This window comes from Streptomyces sp. A0958 (assembly GCF_004795035.1).
Lineage (GTDB): Bacteria > Actinomycetota > Actinomycetes > Streptomycetales > Streptomycetaceae > Streptomyces.
Genome location: NZ_SSBK01000028.1, coordinates 14,402 through 40,468, shown reverse-complemented (window position 1 = coordinate 40,468; position 26,067 = coordinate 14,402). Strand labels below are relative to the sequence as shown.

Here is a 26,067-nt window from a genome sequence, read left to right as displayed (position 1 = left end):
ATTGTGCCAGCCCGCACCCGCTGGGGGATCAGACGCGGACGTCGTCCGGCGCCGGGCGGGCGGCCGGTACCTCCAGGGTGCACCGCTCCGCCTCGGTTTCGCTGCGGCGGGCGCGACTGCGGGCGAGCGGGGCGGCGAGCACGGTGAGGGCGACGAAGACACCGATGGCCAGCAGCACGATCGTCGCGCCGGGCGGGACGTCCTGGTAGTACGAGGTCACGGTGCCGGCCAGGGTGACGCCGACCCCGATGACGACGGAGAGCACGAACGTCACCTTGAAGGACCGGGTGATCTGCTGCGCGGCGGCGACCGGGACCACCATCAGGGCGCTGACCAGCAGCAGCCCGACGACTCGCATCGCGACCGTGACGGTCACCGCGGCGGTGACCGCGACCAGCAGGTTCAGCACGCGCACCGGAAGACCGGTCACCCGGGCGAACTCCTCGTCCTGGCTGACGGCGAACAGCTGCCGCCGCAGCCCCACGGTGACCAGCAGCACGAACGCGGCGAGCAGCGATATCGCGGTGATGTCCTCGGAGGAGACCGTGGACAGCGAGCCGAAGAGGTACGAGGTGAGGTTGGCGTTCGAGCCGGTGTCGGAGAGGTTGATCAGCAGGACACCGCCCGCCATGCCGCCGTAGAAGAGCATGGCCAGCGCGATGTCGCCGCGGGTACGGCCGTACCAGCGGATCAGCTCCATGACGACCGCGCCCGCGACGGCGACGGCGGTGGCCATCCAGACCGGGCTGGTGGAGAGCAGGAAGCCGAGGCCGACGCCGGTCATGGCGATGTGGCCGATGCCGTCGCCCATCAGGGCCTGCCGGCGCTGCACCAGGTAGATGCCGACTGCGGGCGCGATGACGCCGACCAGTACGGCGGCGAGCAGGGCCCGCTGCATGAAGGGAGGGTTGAGGAATTCCATGGTCAGCTCAGTAGTCCCGTCCGGACGGGCTCGGAAGCCGCGTGGGGGTGTACGTGGTCGTGGCCGGGCAGTGCGTGCTGCCCGACGGCCTTCGGGGGCGGCCCGTCGTGCATCACACAGCCGTCGCGGAGCACGACCGCCCGGTCGATCAGGGGCTCCAGCGGGCCCAGCTCGTGCAGGACGAGGAGCACGGTGGCGTCGGCCGCGACCTGCTCGCGCAGGGTGTCGGCGAGGATCTCCTGGCTGGCCAGGTCGACGCCCGCCATCGGCTCGTCCATGATCAGCAGTTCGGGTTCGGCGGCGAGCGCGCGGGCGATCAGCACGCGCTGGTGCTGGCCGCCGGAGAGGGCGCTGACCGAGTCCTTGGCGCGGTCCGTGAGGCCGACGAGCTCGATGGCCCGGTCGACGGCGGCGCGGTCGGCCTTGCGGGGCAGCCCCAGCCGGGTGCGGGACAGCCGCCCGGAGGCGACGACCTCGCGGATCGTGGCGGGCACGCCGCCGGCGGCCGTGGTGCGCTGCGGTACGTAGCCGACCCGGGCCCAGTCGCGGAAGCGGCGCAGCGGGGTGCCGAAGAGCTCGACGGTGCCGCCGCTCAGGGGGACCTGGCCGATGACGGAGCGGACGGCGGTGGACTTGCCGGAGCCGTTGGCGCCGAGCAGGGCGACGACCTCGCCGCGGCGCACGGTCAGGTCGATGCCGCGCAGCACGGGGCGTGCTCCGAGGGTGGCGGTGGCGTCGCGGACGACGATCACGGGTTCGGGGGTCGGGCTCTGGGGCTCGGGCATGAGCGCCTCCGGTGCTGCGCGGTTCGGGCCGATGGGGGCGGTGCGGTCGTCGCTCACTTCGCGCCGAGTGCCGTGCGCAGGGCGGCGAGGTTGGACTTCATGACCTCGATGTAGTCATCGCCCTTGGAGGTGTCGGTGATTCCCTCCAGCGGGTCCAGGACGTCGGTCTTCAGGCCGGTGTCGCCGGCGACGGTCTTCGCCGTCTTGTCGCTGGCGAGCGTCTCGAAGAAGACGGTGGTGACCTTCTTCTCCTTCGCGATGGAGTGCAGGGCGCTGATGCGGGCGGGGCTGGGCTCGGCCTCGGGGTCGATGCCGGCAATGCCCTCCTGGGTGAGGCCGTAGCGCTCGGCGAGGTATCCGAAGGCGGAGTGGGTGGTGATGAACGTCTTGGTCGCGGTGTCCTCCAGCCCGGTCCGGTACGCGGTGTCCAGCGCGCCGAGCTCCTTGACCAGGGCGGCGGTGTTCTCGCGGTAGTCCGCGGCGTGGTCCGGGTCGGTCTTCTCCAGGGACTTGCCGACGCCCTTGGCGACCTCGGTGTACTTCACCGGGTCCAGCCATATGTGCGGGTCGGCGCCGGCCGCATCGCCCTCGTGCTCGTGCTCGTGCTCGTCGGGACCGTGCTCCTCGCCGCCGACCTCCGTGCCGTGGTCCTCCAGCGTCGTCAGCGTCGTGACGTCGAGGGTGTTCCGGGACTCCGAGAGCTTGATCGCGTCGTCCACGGCGGGCTGGATGCCCTTGAGGTAGAGGATGAAGTCGGCGTCGCTGAGGCCGCCGATCTGCCGGGGGCTGAGCTCCAGGTCGTGGGGTTCCATGCCGGGCTTGGTGAGGGTGGAGACGGAGACGTGGTCGCCGCCTATGCGCTCGGCCAGGAACTGCATCGGATAGAAGGACGCCACCACGTTCAGCCGGTCGCCGTTCTTGTGGTCGGAGGTGCCGGACGTCGAGCAGGCGGAGAGGGCGGTGAGGCCGAGGACGGCTGCGCCTGCGACGGCGGCGGTGGGTATGAGGCGGCGTACGTTCATGACAGTCATTTTCAACAAAAGTGGAAACGATTGTCAACAAGCGGGTTGGGGTGGGTAGCGCGGTGAGGGCTGAGCGGCGGGCGAAGGCGTCGGCTCCGATACCGATTTGATCGAAGGGGCGTGGCCGCCGGTAATCTGGGCCATTCGCCCGCTCGTCTCCCGACCACCACCCCCCACCGAGGCGCCCCGGGCCACCCTTGTCCAGTTCCGTCGTCGTAATGAAGAGAGAACCGTGGCCGCCGACAAGATCGACTCCATCGTCAGCCTGAGCAAGCGCCGTGGCTTCGTCTACCCCTGCAGTGAGATCTACGGTGGTCAGCGCGCCGCCTGGGACTACGGGCCGCTGGGTGTCGAGCTCAAGGAGAACCTCAAGCGCCAGTGGTGGCGTTACATGGTCACCTCCCGCGAGGACGTGGTCGGCATCGACTCGTCGGTCATCCTGGCCCCCGAGGTGTGGGCGGCCTCCGGCCACGTCGCCACGTTCTCCGACCCGCTGACCGAGTGCACCTCCTGCCACAAGCGCTACCGCGCCGACCACCTGGAGGAGGCGTACGAGGAGAAGCACGGCAAGCCGCCGGTCAACGGCCTGGCCGACCTCAACTGCCCCAACTGCGGCAACAAGGGCACCTTCACCGAGCCCAAGCAGTTCTCCGGCCTGCTCTCCACGCACCTCGGCCCGACCCAGGACTCCGGCTCCGTCGCGTACCTGCGCCCCGAGACCGCCCAGGGCATCTTCACCAACTTCGGCCAGGTGCTGCAGACCTCGCGCAAGAAGCCGCCGTTCGGCATCGCGCAGATGGGCAAGTCCTTCCGGAACGAGATCACTCCGGGCAACTTCATCTTCCGCACGCGCGAGTTCGAGCAGATGGAGATGGAGTTCTTCGTCAAGCCGGGCGAGGACGAGCAGTGGCAGGAGTACTGGATGGAGCAGCGCTGGAACTGGTACACCGGTCTCGGCCTGCGCGAGGAGAACATGCGGTGGTTCGAGCACCCGCAGGAGAAGCTCTCCCACTACTCCAAGCGCACCGCTGACATCGAGTACCGCTTCCGCTTCGGCGGCAGCGAGTGGGGCGAGCTGGAGGGCGTCGCCAACCGCACGGACTACGACCTCACGGCCCACTCCAAGGCCTCCGGCACGGACCTGTCCTTCTTCGACCAGGAGAAGAGCGAGCGCTACACCCCCTACGTCATCGAGCCCGCAGCCGGTGTCGGCCGCGCGATGCTGGCCTTCCTCCTCGACGCCTACAGCGAGGACGAGGCGCCGAACGCCAAGGGCGTCATGGAGAAGCGCGCCGTGATGCGCCTCGACCCGCGCCTGGCGCCGGTCAAGGTCGCGGTCCTCCCGCTGTCCCGCAACCCGCAGCTCTCGCCGAAGGCCAAGGGCCTCGCCACCGACCTGCGGCAGAACTGGAACATCGAGTTCGACGACGCGGGCGCCATCGGCCGCCGCTACCGCCGCCAGGACGAGATCGGCACGCCGTTCTGCGTCACCGTCGACTTCGACACCCTGGACGACAACGCGGTCACCGTTCGCGAGCGCGACACGATGAAGCAGGAGCGCGTCTCCCTGGACCAGATCCAGAGCTACCTCGGCTCCCGGCTGCTCGGCTGCTGACGGCCGCACCCGCTGACCGAAGCCCCCGCTTCCGCGCCCGCCGCGGAACCGGGGGCTTCGTGCGATCGGGGCCGCGGCCGAGTATGTGCCAGGGGCCGCCGCGTCCGGGGCGAGGCTGCGCGTGCCCGCGTCCGGAGCGGGGCTGCGCGCGATCGGGGCCGCGACCGGGACCGCGCCGGGGCCGTGGCCCGCTTCCGGGCCGGGGGTCAGACGTGCACCCGGGCCCGGGGTCAGACGTGCACCCGGGCCCGGGGTCAGACGTGCACCCGGGCCCGGGGTCAGACGTGCGTCCGCGCTCGGGGCCAGGCGCGCGTCCGCGTCCGGGGCCAGGCGCGCGTCCGCGTCCGCGTCCGGGGCCACGCGCGCGTCCGGGCCCGGGATCAGGCGCGCAGGCCGCGCAGCAGCAGGTCCGAGACGGCGGCGAACTCCGCCCCGATGGCGGGCTTCTGCCACTCCGCGGCGTACCCCGGGTCGTGGAAGCGGGCCGTCGCGTCGAACACGGCCTGGGCGGCGGACCCCGGGTCGTCGACCGAGAACCGCCCCTCCTCGACCCCCTCCGCGATGATCTCCCGCAACTGGCCGACCAGCTGCCGGATGTGGTCCTCCACGACCGTGCTCCCGCCCATCAGCACCTCGTACGTGGCGAACAGCTCGGGGTCGTCGCCCGCCTTGTGGCGCTTGGCCTCGAACAGGGCCTCCAGCCACTGCCGCAGCCTGTCCGGGGCCGGCTGGGCGGACGCCTCCAGGATTTCGGTGAGCGCCAGCTCCGTCCGGGTCAGCCAGCGGCCGGTCACCGCCTCGTGCAGGGCGGTCTTGGTCCGGAAGTGGCGGTAGACACTGCCGTGGCTGACGCCCAGCACCCTCGCCACGTCGACCACGGTGGCCTTGGCGGGCCCGTAGCGGCGCAGGACCTCCTCGGTCGCTTCGAGGATGCGCTCGGGGGTCAGCGGGTCGGGGGGCGGCGTCATCGTGGGTGTGCTGCCTTTCGGGGGCGTCGGGCGGGGCCGGGGCCGGGGCCGGGGGTGGGGGCCCGCACCTCGCCGACCGTACCCGGAGGTCAGCGTTCACTGTCCAGGTGGGCCATCTGGCCGGCCGGGTAGCGGGCACCGGCGGCCGACCCCGCCGGGACCGCCTCCTCGATCGCGGCGAGCGCCACCGCGTCCAGCTGGACGTCCAGGGCGCCGAGAGCCTCGGTCAGCCGGTCGCGGCGGCGGGCACCGACCAGCGGGACGATGTCCGTGCCCCGGGCGAGGACCCAGGCGATGGCGATCTGGGCCACCGTCACCCCCTTCTGCTCGGCGATCTTGCGCAGCGCCTCGACCAGGTCCAGGTTGTGCCGGAGGTTCTCCGCCTGGAAGCGGGGGCTCATGGACCGGAAGTCGCCCGGGGCCAGCTCGCGGTCCGGGCTGAAGTGGCCGCTGATCAGTCCGCGCGACAGCACGCCGTACGCCGTGACACCGATGCCCAGCTCGCGGCAGGTGGGCAGGATCTCTGCCTCGATGGACCGCGAGAGCAGCGAATACTCGATCTGCACGTCCGAGATCGGGGCCACGGCCGCCGCCCGCCGGATCGTGTCCGCGCCCACTTCGGACAGGCCGATGTGGCGGACGTGTCCGGCCTCGACCAGCTCGGCGATGGCTCCGACGGTTTCCTCGATCGGGACGTCGGGGTCGACCCGGGCGATCCGGTAGACGTCGATGTGGTCGGTGCCGAGCCGCTGCAAGGAGTACGCCGCGAAGGTCTGGACGGCCGCCGGGCGGCCGTCGTACCCCGTGAAGCCGCCCTCGACGGTCCGCAGCGCTCCGAACTTGACGCTGATCAGTGCCTGTTCGCGAGCGGCTGCCGGGGCGGTGCGCAGGGCCTCGTTGATCAGCAGCTCGTTGTGTCCCATGCCGTAGAAGTCGCCGGTGTCCAGCAGCGTGATGCCGGCGTCGAGCGCGGAGTGGATGGTGGCGATCGACTCGGCGCGGTCGTTCTCGCCGTACAGCGCGGACATGCCCATGCAGCCGAGGCCGATCGCGGAGACCTGCGGGCCGGTCGATCCGAGTGCGCGGGTGGGAAGGGCGGTCATCGATGACTCCTGGGGGTGTCGGACGGGCGCGTAAGGGCGCGGTGGGATGCCGAAGAGGTCTGCGGCACCGCACAAAAACCATGGCATGTGCGATGACAGCTTTCAATATCTGTCAGTCCACGTTCCCTCAGACGGGGGAATCCGGTCCGTCGGCGGAAAACCGGGTGAGGAGGGGGGCCCGTATGGGTACCGTCTTCCGCATGTATTCCTTCTTCCAGATCTACGAGTGAGCGCGCGGCGGGCCCGACCGCCCGCCGCCCTTTCGGATCGACCCAAGGTCGCAACAGACCTCACTGAGACCAGGAAATGGGAGAACCCCGTGGCCAAGAGCCGTAACAACCTCCTCGGCGTCGGCGGACAGCGCAAGAAGCTGTCCCGCGCCGGGGCGCAGGGCGCCGGTTCCGCGCGCGACGCCGACCGCAGGACGGCCGCCGACCAGAAGCAGGAGCTGCTCCGCAAGATGCGGGAGCGCGCCACCGGTGTCGAGCAGCCGGAGGCCCCGGCCGCCGAGCAGGAGACCGCCCAGGAGGGCGAGACCCCGCAGCAGGAGACGCGGCAGGGGAACGCCGCGCAGAGCTGACCCGTCCCACACCTCGGGCCCCGGCGGGCGGACCGCCACAGTCCGCCCGCCGGGGCCGCGGCACGCCGACACCCGCCCCCGCCCCGGGACCTCGGCACGCCGACGTCCGCCCGCCGGGGCCACGGCATTCCGATAAAGCCCCCGTCCTCACGCCACCGTCAAAGCCCCCGCGTCCTCACGCCACCGTCAAAACCCCCGCCCTCACGCCACCGTGCGCGGTAGCCGCAGGCTCAGCAGGGTCGTCAGGGCGACCGCCGCCAGCTGGACCAGCAGCGTCACGATCAGCGCGTCCCGCATCCCCGAGCCCGGCACCAGGGCCAGGAACAGCGAACCGAGCGTCGCCACGCCCAGCGTCAGCGAGGCCTGCTGGGTCGTCGTCATGACCCCGCCGCCCACCCCGGCCCGCTCCGGCGGCACATCGGACAGGACGATGCGGAACAGCACGGGCAGTTGGAGGCCCTGGCCGAAACCGGCGACGGCCATTCCGGGCACCAGCCCCGCCGCCCCCAGGCCCGACCAGCCGCGCCACACCGTGAGCGCGAGCACCACGACACCGGCCGCCTGGATCAGCCCGCCGGCCGTCACGACCCGGCTGCCGTGACGCCGCACCAGCCGGGGGCCTGCCAGTGAGGCCGCGAAGAAGGCCACCGCCATCGGGGCCATCGACAGGCCCGACGCCGCCGGGCCCAGCTTCAGCCCCTGCTGGAGCGCCACCGCGATGACGAACATGAAGCCGCCGAAGCCCACCGAGAACGGCGCCACCAGCGCCAGCCCGCGCCGCAGCGAGTCCAGCCGCAGCAAGGTCGGCGGCACCAGCGGGATCAGCCCGCGCCGGTCCGCCCGCCGCTCCACCCGGTAGAACGCGGCCGCCGCGAACGGGAACAGCGCGAGCGACACCCAGGTCCACAGCGGCCAGCCCGCCGCCCGGCCCTCGGTCAGCGGGCCCAGCAGCGTCACCAGCGACGCGGCGAGCAGCAGCGTGCCCGGTACGTCGACGGGCGCGGGCCGCTCCGAACGCGTCTCCGGCACCGCACGCGCCGCCAGCACCAGACCGGCCGCGGCCACCGGGACGTTGACCAGGAACACCGAGCGCCAGCCCGCGCTCTCGCCGAACACCGAAGACAGCGGCGCGGCGGCGACCAGCGCACCGCCCAGGATCTGGCCCGCGACCATGGAGAGCCCCGCCGTGGCCCCGTAGAGGCTCATCGCGCGCGCCCGCCGGTGTCCCGAGGTGGCCGCCTGGATGGTGGCGAGCACCTGCGGCAGCATCAGGGCCGCCGCCGCGCCCTGCGCCACGCGTGCCCCGACCAGGGACCAGGCGTTCGGCGCGAGCCCGCAGGCCAGGGAGGTCAGCCCGAAGGCCGCGATGCCGGTCAGGAAGAGCCGGCGCCGGCCGGCCATGTCGCCGAGCCGCCCGCCGAGGACGAGCAGCACGGCGTAGGAGAGCCCGTAGCCCGCGACGACCAGTTCCAGCAGGGCGGGGCCCGCCGCCAGATCGTGGTCGATGGTGGGCAGGGCGACATTGACGATGAAGAAGTCGATCAGGGGAAGGGCCGCGCCCAGCAGCACGGTGAACAGTCCCAGCGCCCCGAGCACCGGGGCGGGATGGTCGTGCCGCACCACCGGTGAGGTGGTGGCGCCTGCCGTCGTCGTCCGTACAGAGGATTCACTCACGGAACCGACGATCTCCCCACTCGGAGCCTGGTACCAGAGTCTCTTTATCCTGGTACAAACACCACCTGGAACAGCCCGCCCGTTACCCGTGGCCCCTGGAATCGCCCCGGCCGGTCCCGCACTCTGGAGGAATGACGACCATGGCTACGCCGGCCGCGCGGACGGCCGCCCCCGGCCGGAGCGAGCCCGAGATCCGGCGGCACGAGCTCGCGAACTTCCTGCGCAGCCGCCGCGAACGCATCACCCCCGAGCAGGTCGGGCTCGTCCGGGGCCGCCGCCGGCGCACACCGGGGCTGCGCCGCGAGGAGGTCGCCCAGCTCTCCGCCGTCGGCGTCACCTGGTACACCTGGCTCGAACAGGCCCGCGACATCCAGGTCTCGCCGCAGGTCCTCGACGCGCTCGCCCGCGCCCTGCTTCTGGACCGCAGCGAGCGCAGCCACCTCTTCTCGCTCGCGGGCGCCGTCGATCCCGCGCCCGGCACCGACTGCCCGCACATCACCTCGGCCCTGCGCACCGTGCTGCGGCAGCTGGAGCCGATCCCCGCCTGCGTGCAGAACAGCCGGTACGACATCCTCGCCCACAACCGCACCTACGGCCGGCTGCTCTGCGACATGGACGCGGTCGCTCCCGAGGACCGCAACGTCATGCTGCTCGCCTACACGAACGAGCAGTGGCGCTCCTCGGTCATGGACACGGCCGAGCTCGCCCGCTATCTGACCGCCAAATTCCGGGCGTCGATGGCCGACCACCTCGCCGAGCCCTCCTGGAAGGAGCTGCTGGGGCGCCTGGAGGCGGCCTCGCCGGAGTTCCGCGAGAACTGGGCCCGCCACGAGGTCGTGGGGTCCGGCAGCCGGTCCAAGATCTTCCGCAACGCCTGGGTGGGGATGCTCCGCGTGGAGACCACAGACCTCTGGCTCGGCCCGGCGGCCGGCCCCCGGCTGGTCAGCTACGCACCCCGCGACGAGGAGACCCGCGAGCGGCTGGAGCGGCTTCAGGAGCTGGTGCGCGCCGCCGAGGACTGAGCGGTGGACGCGGAGGCCGGGTCCACGGGCTCCGCCAGCCGTTCGGCGGTCCGGCGGGCGGTGCCCCGTGCCCAGCGCCCGCTGGTCAGCGCCCCGACGAGCAGGACGCAGAGCCCGCAGCCGGTCACGACCCACCAGCCGGGCCTGCTCGCCGCCACGAAGCCGTCCGCCGCGCCGGGGTCCGCCATGCCCGCCGCGAGGACCGCGCCGATCACGGCGACGCCGAGGGTCTGCCCGATCTGCCGGCTGGTGGAGGCGACGGCCGCCGCGACGCCCGCCTGGGAGCGCGGCATGCCGGAGACGGCGGTGTTGGTGATGGGCGCGTTCACCGAGCCGAAGCCCAGGCCGAACAGCACATAGGCGGCGAACATCGAGACCGTGCCGGTCTCCGCGTCGAACGCCGCCAGCATCAGCCCGCTCACCGCCAGCGCCCCGCCCGCGATCAGCAGCGGCAGGCGCGGCCCGCGACTGGCCACGAGCCGCCCCGACAGTGGCGACAGGACGCAGACCACGGCCGCCATCGGCAGCGTGTACAGACCGGCCTCCAGCGCGCTCAGCCCCCGGACGTCCTGGAGGTAGAGGGTGTTGAGGAAGAGGAAGCCGCCCAGCGCGGCGAAGGCGCTGACCGCGATGACGGTGGCCCCGCTGAACGGGGCGCTGTGGAAGAACCGCAGGTCGATCAGCGGGTCCGCGCGCCGGGGCTCGTACACCAGCAGGCCGGCCAGGGCGACCGCCGCGAGCGAGGCGAACAGCAGGATCTCGGGGGAGCCCCAGCCCTTCTGCGGCGCCTCGATGATCGCGTACGTCAGCGAGCCCAGCAGCGTGATCACCAGGAGCTGCCCCACCGGGTCCGGGCGGCGGGCCCGGGGGGCGCGCGATTCGGGGACGTAACGCCAGGTCAGCAGCAGGGCGGCGATGCCGACCGGCAGGTTGACCCAGAAGATCGACCGCCAGCCGACCGAGTCGACCAGGACGCCGCCGACCACCGGGCCCGCCGCCATCGAGATGCCGACGACACCGCCCCAGACCCCGATCGCGCGGGCGCGCTCACGCGGGTCGGTGAAGGTGTTGGTGATGATCGACATCGCCACCGGGTTGAGCATGGAGCCGCCGACGGCCTGCACCATCCGGAACGCGATGAGCGCTTCCAGGTTCGGCGCCAGCGAGCAGAGCGCCGAGCCCAGCGTGAACAGGACGAGCCCGGCCATGAAGACCTTGCGCCGGCCGATCCGGTCGGCGGTGGAACCGGCGAGCATCAGCAGGGAGGCGAGGACGAGCGTGTACGCGTCGATCGTCCACTGCATCCCCGCGACGCTCGCGTGCAGTTCCCGGCGCATGGCGGGCAGGGCGACGTTCAGAGCGGTGGTGTCGAGGCTGACGATCAGCAGGCTCATGCAGCAGATCGCCAGCACCAGCATCCGCCGCCGGTGGCTGAGCTCGGGCATGCATCGATAGTACGGCTAACTAACGACTGCCGCCGCCAGCATCCCCGCCGCCTCACGGATCAGCGGATGGTCGCCCGCCGCGTCCGGATCGCCGCCGGGCTTCGTCGTCAGCACCGCCAGGACCACCGGCGCCCCCTCCGGCGTCCAGGCGATGCCCACGTCGTTGCACGAGCCGTACGGGCCGCCGCCCGTCTTGTCCGCGACCGTCCACTCCGGCGGCAGTCCGGCCCGGAAGCGGGTGCCGCTCGTCCGGCAGTTCAGCAGCCACTCGGTCAGCCGCTCGCGGTCCCGGGGCTCCAGCGCGCTCCCCAGCACGAGCCGCGCGTAGTCGCGGGCGATCGAGGCCGGGCTCGTCGTGTCCGTGATCCGGCCCGGCTCGGCGGAGTTGAGCTCGGGCTCCCAGCGGTCCAGCCGGGTCACCCGGTCGCCCAGCGAGCGGGCGAAACGCGTGACCGCGCCGGGACCGCCCAGCTCGCGCAGCAGCAGATTGCCTGCGGTGTTGTCGCTGTCACCGATGGCCGCGTCGCACAGGCGGGCGACGCTCAGCCCGTTCGCGATGTTCTCCGGGGTGCCCGTGACCGGCGAATCGGACACGCAGTCCGCCTCCGTGTAGTGGATCACCTTGTCCAGGACCTCGCCCTCCCGGTCCAGATCCCGCAGGACGGCCGCCGCGGCGAACGTCTTGAAGGTGGACAGCAGGGGAAAGCGCTCGTCGGCCCGGTGGCGGACCGCGACCCCGGTGGCCGCGTTGTACGCGAACGCGCCGACGCGGGCGCCGTGCGCCCGTTCCAGCTCGCGCAGCCGGGCCGACGTGGAGGCGGCCGTGCGGGCGGTCGCCGCCCGGGCGGACCCCGCGCCGAGGAGCAGCGCCCCGGCGGCGCCCGCGCCCCCGAGCGTGAGCAGCCTGCGGCGGCTGGGAGCGGCCGCGGTGCGCTTCGTACCGGTCAGGGTCAAGCGTGAAGTGGGCAGCATGGCTTTCATCTCCTTCTCGGCCGGCTCCTTGCCGGAAACCCCACGCTACGGCCGGGGTCCGGCAACGCCCGCCCTTTCGCCGCCCCCGGCGGGCCCCGGCCGCCCACCGAGCAGTGGCCCGGATACGGGACAATGGGGCCATGACCACGCTCGCCCCCTCGCCCCCGCTGCTCCGCATCGGCCCGCACACCGTGCAGCCGCCGGTGGTCCTCGCCCCCATGGCCGGCATCACCAACGCCCCCTTCCGCACGCTGTGCCGGGAGTTCTCCGGCGGCAAGGGGCTGTTCGTCAGCGAGATGATCACGACGAGGGCCCTGGTCGAGCGCAACGAGAAGACCATGCAGCTCATCCACTTCGACGCGAGCGAGACCCCCCGCTCCATCCAGTTGTACGGAGTGGACCCGGTCACGGTCGGCAAGGCGGTCCGCATGATCGTGGACGAGGACCTGGCCGACCACATCGACCTGAACTTCGGCTGCCCCGTCCCCAAGGTCACCCGCAAGGGCGGCGGCTCGGCCCTCCCGTACAAGCGGCCGCTGCTGCGCGCGATCCTGCACGAGGCCGTCTCGCGGGCCGGGGACCTGCCCGTGACCATCAAGATGCGCAAGGGCATCGACGACGACCACCTCACCTTCCTCGACGCCGGCCGGATCGCCGTGGAGGAGGGCGTCACGGCGGTCGCCATGCACGGCCGGACGACCGCCCAGCACTACGGCGGCACCGCCGACTGGGAGGCCATCGCCCGCCTCAAGGAGCACGTCCCGGAGATCCCCGTCCTCGGCAACGGCGACATCTGGTGCGCGGACGACGCCCTGCGCATGATGCGCGAGACCGGCTGCGACGGCGTCGTCGTGGGCCGTGGCTGCCTGGGCCGCCCCTGGCTCTTCGGCGACCTGGTCAGCGCGTTCGAGGGCACGGGGACGCGGCAGGCGCCCACGCTGCGCACCGTCGCGGACGTCATGCTGCGCCACGCGACGCTGCTGGGGGAGTGGATCGGCGACGAGGCACGGGGCGTGATCGACTTCCGCAAGCACGTGGCCTGGTACCTCAAGGGCTTCGCGGTCGGCTCCGAGATGCGCAAGAAGCTGGCGATCACCTCGTCCCTGGAGGAGCTGGGCTCCCAGCTCCAGGAGCTGGACCTCGACCAGCCGTGGCCGGACGGCGCGGACGGGCCGCGCGGACGCACCTCCGGTAACAACCGGGTGGCTCTCCCGGACGGTTGGCTGAAGGACCCGTACGACTGCGCGGGCGTCGGCGCAGACGCGGAGCTGGACACCTCCGGGGGCTGAGGGGGCCGTGTGAGGGGAGGGCACCCGGTGCCCCCCGAGTCCTTTGCTCATCTGAGCGCTTCATGGGGCGCGAATCGGGCCCCCGGACCACGGAACGATGCTTTGTGTATACCTATGACCCTCACTCGGCGCCTCTGCGTGATCATCGCCTCGCTTAGAGTTATCAAACGGGTGTCCGGATGGTGACATCTGAGCGGCCATTCCGGCGTGATTCTCGCCACTCTGAGGTAGGTCGCGCTCTGATGAGCGCGAAATCGGGGGCTGCACTTCTCAAATGGTGGCACTGGGTGCCAGGTGGCTCCACTTTGATCGATCGAGGCTTCGGTTACTTTCAGCCATCGAACTGCGGGTATCGGCGCGCTCTGCGTAATCCTGTGTACGAGTCCTGAACGCATCGCTTCACGGGGCCCGTCGACCGGGTGACTTTCGATCTGCTGGCGGACGGGTGGTTACGGCCGTACGACGCGCAAGTGGACGTACCGGCACACCTTCGATCTGGGTATGTTCCTCGCCGTCAGGGCAGCCACCGCGTCCTCGAGGAGTCGAGACCCGTGTCGGAAAACAGTGATGTGCAGAAGTTCGTCTACGACTTCACCGAGGGCAACAAGGATCTGAAGGACCTGCTCGGCGGGAAGGGGGCCAACCTCGCCGAGATGACCAACCTCGGTCTCCCCGTCCCTCCCGGGTTCACCATCACCACCGAGGCGTGCAAGGTCTACCTGGAGAGCGGCGAGGAGCCGACGGCGCTCCGCGACGAGGTGAGTGCGCACCTCGACGCCCTGGAGACCCGGATGGGCAAGAAGCTCGGCCAGGCCGATGACCCGCTGCTGGTCTCCGTCCGCTCCGGCGCCAAGTTCTCGATGCCCGGCATGATGGACACCGTCCTCAACATCGGCCTCTCCGACGCCTCGGTCGTGGGCCTCGCCGAGCAGGCCGGTGACGAGCGGTTCGCGTGGGACTCCTACCGCCGCCTCATCCAGATGTTCGGCAAGACCGTCCTCGGGGTCGACGGCGACCTCTTCGAGGAGGCGCTGGAGGCCGCGAAGGAGGCCAAGGGCGTCACCGTCGACGTGGACCTCGACGCGGCCGACCTGAAGAAGCTGGTCAAGCAGTTCAAGAAGATCGTCACCCGCGACGCCGGCCGCGACTTCCCGCAGGACGCGCGCGAGCAGATGGACCTGGCCATAAAGGCGGTCTTCGACTCGTGGAACACCGACCGGGCCAAGCTCTACCGCCGCCAGGAGCGCATCCCCGGCGACCTCGGCACCGCCGTCAACGTCTGCTCGATGGTCTTCGGCAACCTCGGCCCCGACTCCGGAACGGGCGTCGCCTTCACCCGTGACCCGGCCAGCGGCCACCAGGGCGTCTACGGCGACTACCTCCAGAACGCGCAGGGCGAGGACGTCGTCGCGGGCATCCGCAACACCGTGCCGCTCGCCGAGCTGGAGACGATCGACAAGCAGTCGTACGACCAGCTGCTGAAGATCATGGAGACGCTGGAGACCCACTACAAGGACCTCTGCGACATCGAGTTCACCATCGAGCGCGGCCACCTGTGGATGCTCCAGACCCGGGTCGGCAAGCGCACCGCCGGTGCCGCCTTCCGGATCGCCACCCAGCTGGTGGACCAGGGGCTGATCGACGAGGCCGAGGCGCTGCAGCGGGTCACCGGCGCCCAGCTCGCGCAGCTGATGTTCCCGCGCTTCGACGACACCACCAGGACCCGGCGGCTCGGCCGGGGCATCGCGGCCTCGCCGGGCGCGGCGGTCGGCAAGGCGGTCTTCGACTCGTACACCGCCGTCAAGTGGTCCCGCTCCGGCGAGAAGGTCATCCTGATCCGCCGCGAGACCAACCCGGACGACCTGGACGGCATGATCGCCGCCGAGGGCATCCTGACCTCGCGCGGCGGCAAGACCTCGCACGCCGCCGTCGTCGCCCGCGGCATGGGCAAGACCTGTGTCTGCGGCGCCGAGGAGATCGAGGTCGACACCAAGCGCCGCCGGCTGACGGTCGGCGACACCGTGGTGGAGGAGGGCGACCTCGTCTCCGTCGACGGCTCCACCGGCAAGGTGTACCTCGGTGAGGTCCCCGTCGTGCCGTCCCCGGTCGTCGAGTACTTCGAGGGCCGGATGCACGCGGGCGCCGACGATGCCGACGAGCTGGTCGCCGCCGTGCACCGGATCATGGCGTACGCGGACCGGATGCGCCGGCTGCGGGTGCGGGCCAACGCCGACAGCGCCGAGGACGCCCTACGGGCCCGCCGCTTCGGCGCCCAGGGCATCGGCCTGTGCCGCACCGAGCACATGTTCCTCGGTGAGCGCCGCGAGATGGTCGAGAAGCTGATCCTGGCCGACACCGACCAGGAGCGCGAGACGGCCCTGGAGCAGCTGCTGCCGCTCCAGAAGGCGGACTTCATCGAGCTGTTCGAGGCGATGGACGGCCTGCCGGTCACCGTACGGCTGCTGGACCCGCCGCTGCACGAGTTCCTGCCCGACATCACCGAGCTTTCGGTGCGGGTGGCGCTCGCGGAGTCCCGCAAGGACGCCAACGAGAACGACCTGCGGCTGCTCCAGGCCGTGCACAAGCTGCACGAGCAGAACCCGATGCTGGGGCTGCGCGGGGTCCGGCTCGGCCTGGTCATCCCCGGCCTGTTCGCCATGCAGGTGCGGGCCATCGCCGAGGCGGCCGCCGCCCGCAGGAACGCCAAGGGCGACCCTCGCGCCGAGATCATGATCCCGCTCGTCGGCACGGTCCAGGAGCTGGAGATCGTCCGCGAGGAGGCGGACCGGGTCATCGCCGAGGTGCAGGCCGCCACCGGCACGGACCTCAAGCTGAAGATCGGCACGATGATCGAGCTGCCGCGCGCCGCGCTGACGGCGGGGCAGATCGCGGAGGCGGCGGAGTTCTTCTCCTTCGGCACCAACGACCTGACCCAGACGGTGTGGGGCTTCTCCCGCGACGACGTGGAGGCCTCGTTCTTCACGGCGTACCTGGAGAAGGGCATCTTCGGGGTCTCGCCGTTCGAGACGATCGACAAGGACGGCGTCGGCTCGCTCGTACGCAGCGCCGTGGCGGCCGGCCGTGCCACCCGCCCCGACCTGAAGCTCGGCGTCTGCGGCGAGCACGGGGGTGACCCCGAGTCGGTGCACTTCTTCCACGAGGCGGGCCTCGACTACGTCTCCTGCTCGCCGTTCCGCATTCCGGTGGCGCGCCTGGAAGCGGGCCGGGCGGCCGCCGAGTCGCGGGGCAGCGACAGCCGCTGACGCGGCACCACCCACTGATTCCGCAGGCGCCGCCGGTTCGTCCGACCCTCACCGAACCGGTGGCCGCCGCGGAATTCCGGAGGCGGCGGCACCCTGTGCGGGGGTGCCGCCGCCTTGTCGTAGCCACCCACCAGTTGTTGTCATGTCTGGGTAAATTCCACTCCGGTTAACCGCTCAGGTTACCAGCGGACATTGCTTCGTTTAATACGCAAAGAAGTCGGCCTGAACGGACCAGGGTGCGGCCCATGGGTCCCCACCCACGGGCCGCACCCGGCTTACCCCCGTCGAGTGCGGAGCCGCACCATTGCCAACCGCCGCCGAACGAGCAAAACCCCCCACGGCCTTCACTCGCTCTTCCGGTGGCTCCGGAATCGCACCCGACGTCGTACAGCCTTTCGTCCGGCGGCGGGTCCGGGCGAGACGTTTCACCTCTGGCCGAAACCCCGTGGTGACGTGCTGTTACGGTTCGCATACACTTGCGAAGGGGTAATTGCAGGTGCAAGGGGTGGGAGTTCGGTGCTGCGTATCCATGTTTCCGGATGGGACCTTTCCAAGGTGCGGATGGCCGCCGGGCCGGACGCGCTGTGGGAGACCATTCTCAGCTTTCACCGGCTGAGGGACCGGAGGGCTTCCGCGGTGTTCGGAAAATGGCGCGCGGAAACCCGTCCACGGTTGAGCGGTGAAGTGCGTCTGCTGTCCGCGGTGGTTCCGCCGCGCGGTTATTTCCCCGACTTCCTGACGCCTTCTCAGGAAAGCGCCGAACCGCTCGGCCCCGACGCCGGAATGGAGGCCGTGCGCGCGACGCCGCCCGAGCGTCTGCGGGCCGAGATCGCGATGGTGGACGACCGGGGCGCGCCAGGCGCCCGGCGCACGGCCCGGCGCGCCCGGCTCGAACCGCTGCGCGAGGGCGGTACCGAGCACTTGGGCCGGCTCGTCGGAATTTTGCGGGACTACCACCGCGCCGCCGTAGAGCCGTACTGGCCGCACATCCAGTCCGCCGTCGAGGCCGACCGCGCGATCCGGGGCCGTGCCCTCCTGGACGGCGGCAGCGACGCACTGCTCGCCTCGCTCCCGCCGGTGATCCGCTGGCGGGCGCCCGTCCTGGAGGCGGACTACCCCGTCGACCGCGACCTCCACCTGGACGGGCGCGGGCTGCTCCTCCAGCCGTCGTTCTTCTGCCGGGGCGCCCCCGTCGTCCTGCGCGACCCGCTGCTCCCGCCCGTCCTCGTCTACCCGGTCGCCCACCCCGCGGCCCCCGGCTTCGCCGAACCGGGCCCCTGGCTCGGCCGGTTACTCGGCCAGACCCGCTCCACGGTCCTGCGGGCCATCGGCGACGGCTGCACGACCAGCGAACTGGCCCGCCGCGCCGGGGTCTCCCTCGCCTCGGCCAGCCAGCACGCCTGCGTGCTGCGCGAGGCGGGCCTCGTCCACACACTGCGGCACGGCAGCTCGGTCCTGCACACCCTGACCCCGCTCGGCGGCTCGCTGCTGCGGGGCGGGGCGCCGCTCGCGGTGTCCTGAGCGCCCGAGGTTTTCCGTCCGGCGCCGCGCGGAAAGGATTCGCCGCCCGGAAGGATCTGGCCGCGCGGAAGGATCTGGCCGCGCGGAAGGATCTGCCGCCCGCCACCGATGAGTTTCCGGCGGCCCGGGCGTCTATCTGTCGACACGTATTCGACAGACGCACACACAGACGCACACACAGACACACATATAGACACACATCGCGTACGCCGGACGCATACGGAACACGCACCGAGAGAGTGAGACGGCCATGCCTCAGATGATCTTCGTGAACCTGCCGGTCAAGGACCTGGAGACGGCCAAGGGCTTCTTCGGCAAGCTGGGCTACTCCTTCAACCCGCAGTTCAGCGACGAGCGCACCGCCTGTCTCGTCATCAGCGACACGATCTTCGCCATGTTCCTCCAGGAGGAGCGCTTCAAGGACTTCACCAAGAAGGAGATCGCGGACGCCTCGGCGTCCACCGAGGTGATCCTCGCGCTCAGCGCCGACAGCCGCGAGAAGGTGGACGAGCTGGCCGACGCCGCCCTCGCCAACGGCGGATCGCCCGCCAACGAGCCGCAGGACCTCGGCTTCATGTACGGCCGGTCCTTCCAGGACCCGGACCACCACATCTGGGAGGTCATCTGGATGGACCCGTCCGCCGTCCAGGACCAGGGCTGAGCCCCGGGGCCCGCGCGGGGCTCAGGACCCGAGCCCCGCGTAGGTCACCCCGGTCAGCTGCTCCGAGGCCACCCACAGGCGCTCGCCCGCCACGTCGCTGCGCGTCCAGCCCGCCCGCCAGGCCGGGCGGGGCGCGCCGCGCCACCCCAGCAGCCGCGGCCCGGTGAACGAGTCGGGGCGCACCCCCGGCGCGGTGGCCGCGTACAGGGTGGGCAGGGCACCGGCCGACGCCGGCTGGGCGATGACGCGGTTGCCGAGCTCCATGACCCGCTCCGCCGTCCTGCGGTTCTCCATCCGGGCGCCCGCCGTCTGGAGGTTGGTCGACGCGTAGCCGGGATGCGCGGCGGCGGCGACCAGGCCGCTGCCCGCCGCCGTGGCCCGCCGGGCCAGCTCGTGGACGAAGAGCAGGTTGGCCGTCTTCGAGCGGCCGTAGGCGATCCAGCGGCGGTAGTTTCGCTCGCTGTTGAGGTCGCCCATGTCGATGTCGGCCAGTGCGTGCAGCCCGCTGGACACGCTCACCACCCGGGCGCCCGGAGTGGCCAGCAACTTGGGCAGCAGCAGTCCGGTGAGCGCGAAGTGGCCCAGGTGGTTGACGCCGAACTGGGTCTCGAAACCGTCGGCGGTCCGCCCGTACGGAAGGGCCATCACACCGGCGTTGTTGATCAGCAGGTCGAGCCGGTCCTCCCGGTAGTCCGCGGCGAACTCGCGTACGGAGGAGAGATCGGCCAGATCCAGTGCGGCGAACTCCACGTCCGCGCCCCGCACCGCGTACCGGATGCGGGCCGCCGCCTCCTTGCCGCGCCGCTCGTCGCGGCAGGCGAGCAGCACCCGGGCCCCGCTGCGGGCCAGCTCCCGCGCCGTGATCAGCCCGATTCCGCTGTTGGCTCCCGTCACCACGGCCGTGCGGCCGCTCTGGTCGGGTATGTCGCGCGCGTGCCAGCCCTGGTTCATGGATCAAGCGTACGACCGGGGGCCCGGATGGCCGGAAGTACCCGTTCGGAGGTTCCTCCGGCCCTCGGCGCGTGCGACAGGGCTGTTTCCCGGGAGGAACCTTGCGCTCAGCACCCACGAGGAGGGCGTGTGAGGCCGCCGGCGGCCGGGAAAAAGGGGCGTGGGCTGCGGGAACCTCAGAGTTGGCTCAACTTTCCGGCCGCACCCCCGAGATGGTTGGACGGCACACGCGTCCGCTCCTTAGGGTCGCGTTCATGCCGGACATCACCCTGACCACACTCGTCGTGCTCTGCCTCGCCGCAGCCGCGGCAGGCTGGATCGACGCGGTGGTCGGGGGCGGCGGACTGCTCCTGCTGCCCGCGCTGCTGCTGGGGCTCCCGCACCTGCCGGCCGCGCAGATCCTCGGCACCAACAAGGCGGTCGCCATCGTCGGCACCTCGGGCGCCGCCGTCACCTACGCGCGCAAGGCGCCGGTGAAGGTCGGCACGGCCGTACGGATCGGGCTCGCGGCCCTGGCGGGGTCGATGACCGGCGCGTTCTTCGCCGCCGGGATCAGCAGTGACGTGCTGCGCCCGGTGATCATGGTGGTGCTGCTGGCGGTCGCCGCGTTCGTGATGCTGCGGCCCCAGTTCGGCCGGGCGGCCGGGGACGGCGTCCCGCCCCTGGTCACCCGGGCCCGTACGGTCACCGCGATCGTCCTGGTGGGCGGCGGCATCGGCCTGTACGACGGACTGTTCGGGCCGGGCACGGGCACCTTCCTGGTACTGGCCCTGACCGCGGTGCTCCACCTCGACCTGCTGACGGCCTCCGCCACCGCCAAGATCGTCAACGTCTGCACCAACGCCGGCGCCCTGGCGATGTTCGCTTATCAGGGCAACGTGCTGTGGCAACTGGCCGCGCTGATGGCGGTGTTCAACCTGGCGGGCGGTCTGCTCGGGGCGCGGATGGCGCTGCGCAAGGGCAGCGAGTTCGTGCGTGGAGTGCTGCTGGTGGTCGTCTTCTCGCTGGTCGCCAAGCTCGCCTTCGACCAGTGGCAGAGCTGAGCGGCGTCCTCATCGCACGCCGGTGAGGTGGGCGTACGCCACCACGTTGCCCCGGTAGCCCGTCGACTCGGAGAACCCGCCGCCGCAGGTGATCAGCCGCAGCGAGGCGTGCTCCGAGGCGCCGTACACCCGCCGGTCGGGGAAGTCCTCGCTCTCGTACACCTCGATCGCGTCGAGCGTGAAGACGGCGGTACGGCCGTCCTGCCGGTCCACCTCGACGGTGCTGCCCTTCTTCAGTGAGCCCAGGTCGTAGAAGACGGAGGGGCCCTGGGTGTTGTCGACATGGCCGGCCACGATCGCCGTGCCCTTGGCGCCGGGTGGGGTGCCGTCCTTGTACCAGCCGACGATGTCGGTGTTCCCGGCCGGCGGTACGTCGAGGCTGCCGTCCGCGCCGAGCCCGAGGCGCATCATCGGCGCGTCGACCCGGATGGCGGGAATCCTGATGCGGACGGGGGCGGAGGGGCGCAGGGGTTCGGCGACCGGCGTCCCGGGCAGCAGGGCGGGGCCGGCGGCGAAGGCTTCGGCGGCGGCGGGGCCGGGCGGGGTGAGCTGGGCGTCGGCGCCGTTCCTGATCAGCCAGACACCGGCCAGCGCCGCGATGACGAGCAGCCAGCCCTTGGCCTTCTGGGACACGGTCGTCCTCCGGGGAAACGGAACGGTCCCGTCCCGGTGGCGCGTGGCCACCGGGACGGATACCGGGCGGGACGGAGAGGTGGATGTCTCCGTCAGCTGCCGTCCTGCGTGCCGCTCGCCCGGCGACGCAGGAGCCAGGCTCCGCCGACGGCGGCAGCGGCGAGTACGCCGGCTCCCGCCGCGATCTGGGTGGTGTCCGGTCCGACGCTGCCGCCGATCCCGGTCTTCACGTGCCCCGAGGGGGCGGTGGGCGCGGCCGAGGTGTGCGGACCGGTGGGGGTCTCACGCCCGCCCGACCCGGTCTCGTCCCGGCCCGACCCGGTCTCGTTCCGCCCGGACCCGGAACCGGTCTCGTCCCGGCCGGGCGTGCTCTGGTGGCCGGAAGGTGCCGGGCGCTCGGTGGTCGTGGTGCGGCCCGCGTCCGTGGGCGCGTCCGGCACGAGGGCGGAACCGGCGGCCTCCGCCTCGTTTAGGCCGTCGAGGGCGCCCTGACCGCCCTGACCGTCCCGCCCGGCCTGGCCGCCGAGGCCGTTCGGGCCGGTGAAGTCGTAGTCGGAGGCGTCGGAGGCGTCGGAGGCGTCGGAGGCGTCGGAGGTGTCGGAAACCTCGGGGATCTCGGCCGGGTCCTCGGAGGAACCGGCGGGGAGGCCGGCGGCCGCGTCCCGCGAGGCGCCGGCCGCGCTGTCGGCGCCGTCACCGGCCGCCCGGTCCGCGGCCCTCACCTCGATCCGGCCGGTGGTCTCCTTGCCGTTCGCGCACTCCACGCCGATGCTGTACGGCCCGGGTTCGACGCTGCCGGGCACCCGGAACGAACCGGCCAGCACCTCCTTGAGCGTGGCGGGCGCCAGCGGGAAGCGGGGGGCGTCCAGCGCGCTCGCGTCTCCGGTGGCGCCGGTGTCGCTCCCGCAGGCGGTGGTGTTCACGGTGACCGTGGCGCCCGGGGCGGCGCTCGCCGGGGTGATCCGCAAGGGTGCCGGCTCGTCCCCGTACGCGGACGGGGCGGCGGCGCTGAGGCCGAGCGCGGCGGCGGCAAGGGCCGCGGCAGCGGTGCCGGTCACGAGTCGGGCAGGACGGCGCATGGGGGTTTCCTCCGAGCAAGGGGCGCTGGCGGGTGTGTCCTGGGTCCGAGCCAACAGCCGCCCGGACGCCCATGCCTGCTGACACCGAGTCAGCTTTCACCCGTACGGCCCGGCGCGGCCTCCTTGCCACGGGGTATCGCCGCAGGTCGCGGCGGTGACGGCGGGCAGAGTGCGCGGTTCTTCGCGGCCCGGTGCCGATCGGGTGACGAGCCCGCCGTTAAATGTGGCGTACGTCATATGCGTGGCCCGGCTCTGGGCGGGAACACGCATCACAACCCCCCACGGGACGGCGCGCACCGCCGCCCCCGGCCACCGCCCCCTCCGGGCCTCCCCCCCCCTGGGCCCGGAGGGGGCGGACTGCGTCGGGCACCCCTTACGGCGCGGTGGCCGACCACTGGACGACCGGCGGCCGGACCCGGGCGCAGCGGGGCCGCCCCTCGGCGTCGGAGAGCGGGAGCCGTGCGGTGAGGTGTCCGGAGCCCGCGGCCGCCTCCAGGACGGCCGCGTCGATGTCGGCGAACATCAGCTTGGCCCGCCGGAACATGGAGAACAGGCCGTCGGCGTCGACCGTGCCCCAGGACAGGTAGACGAAGCGCCCGCCGAGCCGGTTCTGCACGTACGGCCCCCGGACCACGACGCCGTCCGCCTCCGGGGCCGCCGTGCAGTCCAGGGTCCAGCGGGCGCCGGCCGCGTCGCCCGGGTGCAGGCCGAGGAGTTCGCCGGGCCGGTCCTTGCGCTGCACGCCCACGTGGATGTTCTCGTGGCCGGGGAACCCGGGGCCGGGCGGGCATGAGAGGCCGGGCAGCCGTGAGGCCTCGATGTGGAGCTGCAGGGGTGTGGGGTGCGGGCCTTCAGCGGGAGTCTCCATGGGGCCATGATCCCGCGCCGGGCCGCCGCCTCCGGTGGGGTATCCGGGCCTCTTCCCTGCCGCGCTTGACCTCAACCATGGTTGATGCACGAACGTCTTCGCCATGGACCTCATCACCGCGGAATCCACCGCCACCGCCCTGACCGGAACCGACCTGACCGAAACCGCCCCGCTGAAGGTGGCCGTCATCCTCGCCAGCAACCGCGAGGGCCGGTTCGCGCCCGTCGTCGCCGACTGGTTCTTCGCCCACTCCGACGCCCACCCCGCGATCGAGACCGATGTGATCGACGTCGCCGGGCTCGACCTGCCCACCGCCCTCTCCTACCGCCCGGCGCCCGGCACCCGGGAGGTGGTGGCCGATGTCGCCGCGCGGCTGGCGAGGGCCGACGCCTTCGTCGTCGTCACCCCCGAGTACAACCACTCCTACCCGGCGCCCCTCAAGAACCTCATCGACTGGTACCGAGCCGAATGGCAGGCGAAGCCGGTGGCCTTCGTCTCGTACGGCGGGGTCTCCGGCGGGCTGCGGGCGGTCGAGCACCTGCGGCAGGTCTTCGCCGAACTGCACACCGTCTCGATCCGCGACACGGTCTCCTTCCACAACGCCGGCGCCCAGTTCGACGACGAGGGCAGGCACTGCGACCCGGCCGGGCCCGACGCCGCCGCGAAGTCGCTGCTCGACCAGCTGGTCTGGTGGGGCCGGGCGCTGCGGGCCGCGAGGCAGGCCCACCCGTACGCCGGCTGATGGCGCGGCGGAGGCCGCGGGCCGACAATCGGGGAGCACACCCGCCGACCGCTGCGAGGAGACCGCGAAGTGACGACACCGGCATGGCTGACCGTACTGACCACGACGGACAGCGAGGAGAAGGCCAGGAACCTGGCGCGGGGAGTGGTCGAGGCACGGCTCGCCGCCTGCGTACAGATCTCCGCGCCCGTCACCTCGGTCTACCGCTGGCAGAACGCCATCGAGGCCACCGAGGAGTGGCAGCTGCTGTTCAAGACGACGGCCGAACGGTACGACGAGCTGGAGGCCCACCTCCAGGAGGCGCACGACTACGACACCCCGGAGATCATCGCCCTGCCGATCCTCCGGGGCAGCGCCCGCTACCTGGGCTGGGTCTCCGCCGAGACGGCCCCGGTCACCTCGGTCTGAGCGCCCCGGGCCCCGGGGGCGGCCGTCACCGGGCGGCCGCCGCGAGGGCGTCGTCCAGGCGGCGGCCGCTGGGCCCCAGGAAGTAGTTCGCGAGGTACGGGGACGGCTTCCCGTCCCACAGCCCCGCCCCGAACACCACCGCGACCTGACGCGCCGCCACGTCCCGGCCGACCGCACCCGGGCATCGGCGACCGTGTGCAGCCAGGTCGCGGGCGCCGGCGCCAGCACACAGGCGGCCATCGGCCCCCGCACGGCCCGCCGGCGCCCGTGCCGGGTGCGCGGCAGCCGGGGCCTCGACCGGACGGCGGCCCTCCGCAGCGCGGCAGCGGCTCTCCGCAGCCGGGCCCCGTCCATCCGGCCGCCCCAGGACGCCAGCCGCTTCCGTGCTCCCACGTCCCTGCCCTGACTCGCCCGTTTTCTGTGCCGGGGCGACGTGTCGTGGCCTGCCGCCCCTCCTCACTGGAAGAGCGGACGGCCGAAAGGGTTCTCCACCCCGCTGGTACGGACCGCATACCATCAACCGATGTCGCTCCCACGGTTGATCGCCTCGGACCTCGACGGAACCCTGCTGCGCGGCGACGGCACGCTCTCGCCCCGCACCCTGCGCGCCCTGCGCACGGCGGAGGAGGCAGGGGCGGAGATCGTCATCGTGACCGCCCGGCCGCCCCGCTTCGTCGACCGTCTGTCCGAGGCCACCGGCCTCGCGGGCACGGCGGTGTGCGGCAACGGCGCGCTCGTCTACGACATGGCGAGCCGTACCGTCGTCTCCTCCAACGTGCTGCCCCTGGCCGTCGCCCAGCAGGTCGCCACCGCACTCGCCGCCGTCGTTCCGGAGGTGGGCTTCGCGCTGGAGACGGGCAATCAGGTGCTGTACGAGCCGGCCTACCGGCTGCGCATGTGCGAGGACGCGGGCGCCGAACTGCCCGTGCCCTCGCTCGCCGAGCTGTGGCTGACCGAGGCCCCCGTCACCAAGCTGCTCGCCTGGTCGGAGCGGCTCGACGCGGACACCCTGCTGGCCGCCGCACGGCAGGGCGCGGGCGACACGGTGCAGCTGACCCACTCCGGCGGGCGAGGGCTGCTGGAGATCAGCGCCCCCGGGGTCACCAAGGCCGGCGCGCTCGCGGGACTCTGCGCGGCCCGGGGCATCGAGGCCACCGAGGTCATCGCGTTCGGGGACATGCCCAACGACCTCACCGTCCTCGCCTGGGCCGGTACGGGCTACGCCATGGCCAACGCCCACCCGGCGGTGCTGGCCGCCGTCCCGACGCATGCCCGGAGCAACGAGGAGGACGGGGTCGCCCAGGTCATCGAGCACCTGTTCGCCACCCGGGACCGGCACGGGGTGGACGCCCGGGACCGGCACGGGGTGGATGCCTGAGGTGGACGCATGAGGCGGGGTCGGGCGTGCGCCGGGCGCGTACGCCCGGGTGCGCGCCGCCCACCAGGCTGCTCCCGCACCGCTACGACCAGGCGCGCACCGGCGGCGCACCGGCGCATGAAA

The 26,067-nt window shown here is 72.2% G+C and carries 23 protein-coding genes and 1 pseudogene; 11 read left to right on the top strand and 13 right to left on the bottom strand.

All coding sequences use genetic code 11. The features are described from left to right. Nucleotides 1-28: 28 nt before the first annotated feature. From E6P78_RS24185 to E6P78_RS24175, 3 genes are read right to left on the bottom strand one after another with little or no spacing between them, the layout of a single operon-like run. A complete protein-coding gene (locus E6P78_RS24185) occupies nucleotides 29-922 on the bottom strand; it encodes a metal ABC transporter permease (RefSeq protein ID WP_136205739.1) in 894 nt (297 codons plus the stop codon). Nucleotides 923-924: 2 nt separating this feature from the next. Next, complete coding sequence (locus E6P78_RS24180; RefSeq protein ID WP_136205738.1) at nucleotides 925-1,707, bottom strand: metal ABC transporter ATP-binding protein; 783 nt, start codon at nucleotides 1,705-1,707, stop codon at nucleotides 925-927. Between the two features lie 53 nt (nucleotides 1,708-1,760). Then, entirely contained in the window at nucleotides 1,761-2,729 is a 969-nt protein-coding gene (locus tag E6P78_RS24175) for a metal ABC transporter substrate-binding protein (RefSeq protein WP_136205737.1), read from the bottom strand. A 232-nt stretch (nucleotides 2,730-2,961) separates the two neighbouring features. Between E6P78_RS24175 and E6P78_RS24170 the strand changes: the two genes are divergently transcribed. Continuing rightward, nucleotides 2,962-4,344 (top strand): glycine--tRNA ligase, encoded by a 1,383-nt coding sequence (locus tag E6P78_RS24170; RefSeq protein WP_136205736.1) that lies wholly within the window; start codon nucleotides 2,962-2,964, stop codon nucleotides 4,342-4,344. A gap of 380 nt (nucleotides 4,345-4,724) precedes the next feature. On the opposite strand, the gene E6P78_RS24160 is transcribed toward E6P78_RS24170, so the two are convergent. Then, on the bottom strand, nucleotides 4,725-5,312 hold the full coding sequence (locus tag E6P78_RS24160) for a TetR family transcriptional regulator (protein ID WP_136205735.1): 588 nt from the start codon (nucleotides 5,310-5,312) through the stop codon (nucleotides 4,725-4,727). Nucleotides 5,313-5,401: 89 nt separating this feature from the next. Then, nucleotides 5,402-6,415: an aldo/keto reductase gene (locus E6P78_RS24155; protein ID WP_136205734.1), complete on the bottom strand. Its 1,014-nt coding sequence runs from the start codon at nucleotides 6,413-6,415 to the stop codon at nucleotides 5,402-5,404. 319 nt (nucleotides 6,416-6,734) lie between these two features. Here E6P78_RS24155 and E6P78_RS24150 point away from each other — a divergent pair, with 319 nt between their 5' ends. Further along, a complete protein-coding gene (locus tag E6P78_RS24150; protein WP_136205733.1) occupies nucleotides 6,735-6,995 on the top strand; it encodes a DUF6243 family protein in 261 nt (86 codons plus the stop codon). Nucleotides 6,996-7,196: 201 nt separating this feature from the next. Here the strand turns inward: E6P78_RS24150 and E6P78_RS24145 are convergent, their stop codons facing one another. Further along, entirely contained in the window at nucleotides 7,197-8,618 is a 1,422-nt protein-coding gene (locus tag E6P78_RS24145; RefSeq protein ID WP_136205771.1) for an MFS transporter, read from the bottom strand. A gap of 191 nt (nucleotides 8,619-8,809) precedes the next feature. On the opposite strand from E6P78_RS24145, the gene E6P78_RS24140 reads away from it, so the two are divergent. Then, entirely contained in the window at nucleotides 8,810-9,691 is an 882-nt protein-coding gene (locus tag E6P78_RS24140; RefSeq protein WP_206307896.1) for a helix-turn-helix domain-containing protein, read from the top strand. Here E6P78_RS24140 and E6P78_RS24135 read toward each other — a convergent pair. Both E6P78_RS24135 and bla read right to left on the bottom strand, forming a co-directional pair. Further along, nucleotides 9,661-11,136 carry an MFS transporter gene (locus E6P78_RS24135; protein WP_136205731.1) on the bottom strand — a complete coding sequence of 492 codons (1,476 nt, stop codon included), beginning with the start codon at nucleotides 11,134-11,136 and terminating at the stop codon, nucleotides 9,661-9,663. The genes E6P78_RS24140 and E6P78_RS24135 overlap by 31 nt on opposite strands. A 15-nt stretch (nucleotides 11,137-11,151) precedes the next feature. Then, on the bottom strand, nucleotides 11,152-12,108 hold the full coding sequence (gene bla / locus E6P78_RS24130) for a class A beta-lactamase (RefSeq protein ID WP_136205730.1): 957 nt from the start codon (nucleotides 12,106-12,108) through the stop codon (nucleotides 11,152-11,154). A 140-nt stretch (nucleotides 12,109-12,248) separates the two neighbouring features. Here bla and dusB point away from each other — a divergent pair, with 140 nt between their 5' ends. The 4 genes from dusB (at nucleotide 12,249) to E6P78_RS24110 (ending at nucleotide 18,842) form a co-directional block, all read left to right on the top strand. Next, nucleotides 12,249-13,397, top strand: a complete 1,149-nt coding sequence (gene dusB, locus E6P78_RS24125) for a tRNA dihydrouridine synthase DusB (RefSeq protein ID WP_136205729.1) — start codon at nucleotides 12,249-12,251, stop codon at nucleotides 13,395-13,397. Between the two features lie 551 nt (nucleotides 13,398-13,948). Next, the gene (gene ppdK, locus E6P78_RS24120; protein ID WP_136205728.1) at nucleotides 13,949-16,660 is read left to right on the top strand and encodes a pyruvate, phosphate dikinase; all 2,712 of its coding nucleotides are present in this window, start codon (nucleotides 13,949-13,951) and stop codon (nucleotides 16,658-16,660) included. 516 nt (nucleotides 16,661-17,176) lie between these two features. Then, nucleotides 17,177-18,181, top strand: a complete 1,005-nt coding sequence (locus E6P78_RS24115; protein ID WP_206307895.1) for a helix-turn-helix domain-containing protein — start codon at nucleotides 17,177-17,179, stop codon at nucleotides 18,179-18,181. Between the two features lie 250 nt (nucleotides 18,182-18,431). Continuing rightward, on the top strand, nucleotides 18,432-18,842 hold the full coding sequence (locus E6P78_RS24110) for a VOC family protein (RefSeq protein ID WP_136205727.1): 411 nt from the start codon (nucleotides 18,432-18,434) through the stop codon (nucleotides 18,840-18,842). A gap of 21 nt (nucleotides 18,843-18,863) precedes the next feature. Here E6P78_RS24110 and E6P78_RS24105 read toward each other — a convergent pair whose 3' ends face one another. Continuing rightward, nucleotides 18,864-19,793: an oxidoreductase gene (locus tag E6P78_RS24105; protein WP_136205726.1), complete on the bottom strand. Its 930-nt coding sequence runs from the start codon at nucleotides 19,791-19,793 to the stop codon at nucleotides 18,864-18,866. A 254-nt stretch (nucleotides 19,794-20,047) separates the two neighbouring features. Between E6P78_RS24105 and E6P78_RS24100 the strand changes: the two genes are divergently transcribed. Beyond that, nucleotides 20,048-20,836, top strand: coding sequence for a TSUP family transporter (locus E6P78_RS24100; RefSeq protein WP_136205725.1), 789 nt, complete (start codon nucleotides 20,048-20,050; stop codon nucleotides 20,834-20,836). 9 nt (nucleotides 20,837-20,845) lie between these two features. Here the strand turns inward: E6P78_RS24100 and E6P78_RS24095 are convergent, their stop codons facing one another. The 3 genes from E6P78_RS24095 to E6P78_RS24085 form a co-directional block, all read right to left on the bottom strand. Beyond that, nucleotides 20,846-21,469, bottom strand: a complete 624-nt coding sequence (locus E6P78_RS24095; protein WP_136205724.1) for a class F sortase — start codon at nucleotides 21,467-21,469, stop codon at nucleotides 20,846-20,848. Between the two features lie 92 nt (nucleotides 21,470-21,561). Beyond that, nucleotides 21,562-22,548 carry a hypothetical protein gene (locus E6P78_RS24090; protein ID WP_240799361.1) on the bottom strand — a complete coding sequence of 329 codons (987 nt, stop codon included), beginning with the start codon at nucleotides 22,546-22,548 and terminating at the stop codon, nucleotides 21,562-21,564. A gap of 373 nt (nucleotides 22,549-22,921) precedes the next feature. Next, on the bottom strand, nucleotides 22,922-23,416 hold the full coding sequence (locus tag E6P78_RS24085; protein ID WP_136205723.1) for a DUF5990 family protein: 495 nt from the start codon (nucleotides 23,414-23,416) through the stop codon (nucleotides 22,922-22,924). A 103-nt stretch (nucleotides 23,417-23,519) separates the two neighbouring features. Here E6P78_RS24085 and E6P78_RS24080 point away from each other — a divergent pair, with 103 nt between their 5' ends. Together E6P78_RS24080 and cutA are read left to right on the top strand one after the other, a co-directional pair. Then, nucleotides 23,520-24,158 carry an NAD(P)H-dependent oxidoreductase gene (locus E6P78_RS24080; RefSeq protein WP_136205722.1) on the top strand — a complete coding sequence of 213 codons (639 nt, stop codon included), beginning with the start codon at nucleotides 23,520-23,522 and terminating at the stop codon, nucleotides 24,156-24,158. A 69-nt stretch (nucleotides 24,159-24,227) separates the two neighbouring features. Further along, nucleotides 24,228-24,566, top strand: coding sequence for a divalent-cation tolerance protein CutA (gene cutA / locus E6P78_RS24075; RefSeq protein ID WP_136205721.1), 339 nt, complete (start codon nucleotides 24,228-24,230; stop codon nucleotides 24,564-24,566). Nucleotides 24,567-24,651: 85 nt separating this feature from the next. On the opposite strand, the pseudogene E6P78_RS24070 reads toward cutA, so the two are convergent. Next, a pseudogene (locus E6P78_RS24070) lies at nucleotides 24,652-24,920 on the bottom strand (hypothetical protein); the annotation flags it as partial. Nucleotides 24,921-25,104: 184 nt separating this feature from the next. On the opposite strand from E6P78_RS24070, the gene E6P78_RS24065 reads away from it, so the two are divergent. Further along, the gene (locus E6P78_RS24065; RefSeq protein WP_136205768.1) at nucleotides 25,105-25,944 is read left to right on the top strand and encodes a Cof-type HAD-IIB family hydrolase; all 840 of its coding nucleotides are present in this window, start codon (nucleotides 25,105-25,107) and stop codon (nucleotides 25,942-25,944) included. Nucleotides 25,945-26,067 lie beyond the last annotated feature (123 nt).

Bases quoted from the DNA above. Each gene is read 5' to 3' on its own strand.
- E6P78_RS24185 (WP_136205739.1), bottom strand. From the start codon at position 922: ATGGAATTCCTCAACCCTCCCTTCATGCAGCGGGCCCTGCTCGCCGCC.
- E6P78_RS24180 (WP_136205738.1), bottom strand. From the start codon at position 1,707: ATGCCCGAGCCCCAGAGCCCGACCCCCGAACCCGTGATCGTCGTCCGC.
- E6P78_RS24175 (WP_136205737.1), bottom strand. From the start codon at position 2,729: ATGAACGTACGCCGCCTCATACCCACCGCCGCCGTCGCAGGCGCAGCC.
- E6P78_RS24160 (WP_136205735.1), bottom strand. From the start codon at position 5,312: ATGACGCCGCCCCCCGACCCGCTGACCCCCGAGCGCATCCTCGAAGCG.
- E6P78_RS24155 (WP_136205734.1), bottom strand. From the start codon at position 6,415: ATGACCGCCCTTCCCACCCGCGCACTCGGATCGACCGGCCCGCAGGTC.
- E6P78_RS24140 (WP_206307896.1), top strand. From the start codon at position 8,810: ATGGCTACGCCGGCCGCGCGGACGGCCGCCCCCGGCCGGAGCGAGCCC.
- E6P78_RS24135 (WP_136205731.1), bottom strand. From the start codon at position 11,136: ATGCCCGAGCTCAGCCACCGGCGGCGGATGCTGGTGCTGGCGATCTGC.
- bla (WP_136205730.1), bottom strand. From the start codon at position 12,108: ATGCTGCCCACTTCACGCTTGACCCTGACCGGTACGAAGCGCACCGCG.
- dusB (WP_136205729.1), top strand. From the start codon at position 12,249: ATGACCACGCTCGCCCCCTCGCCCCCGCTGCTCCGCATCGGCCCGCAC.
- E6P78_RS24110 (WP_136205727.1), top strand. From the start codon at position 18,432: ATGCCTCAGATGATCTTCGTGAACCTGCCGGTCAAGGACCTGGAGACG.
- E6P78_RS24105 (WP_136205726.1), bottom strand. From the start codon at position 19,793: ATGAACCAGGGCTGGCACGCGCGCGACATACCCGACCAGAGCGGCCGC.
- E6P78_RS24100 (WP_136205725.1), top strand. From the start codon at position 20,048: ATGCCGGACATCACCCTGACCACACTCGTCGTGCTCTGCCTCGCCGCA.
- E6P78_RS24090 (WP_240799361.1), bottom strand. From the start codon at position 22,548: ATGCGCCGTCCTGCCCGACTCGTGACCGGCACCGCTGCCGCGGCCCTT.
- E6P78_RS24085 (WP_136205723.1), bottom strand. From the start codon at position 23,416: ATGGAGACTCCCGCTGAAGGCCCGCACCCCACACCCCTGCAGCTCCAC.
- E6P78_RS24080 (WP_136205722.1), top strand. From the start codon at position 23,520: ATGGACCTCATCACCGCGGAATCCACCGCCACCGCCCTGACCGGAACC.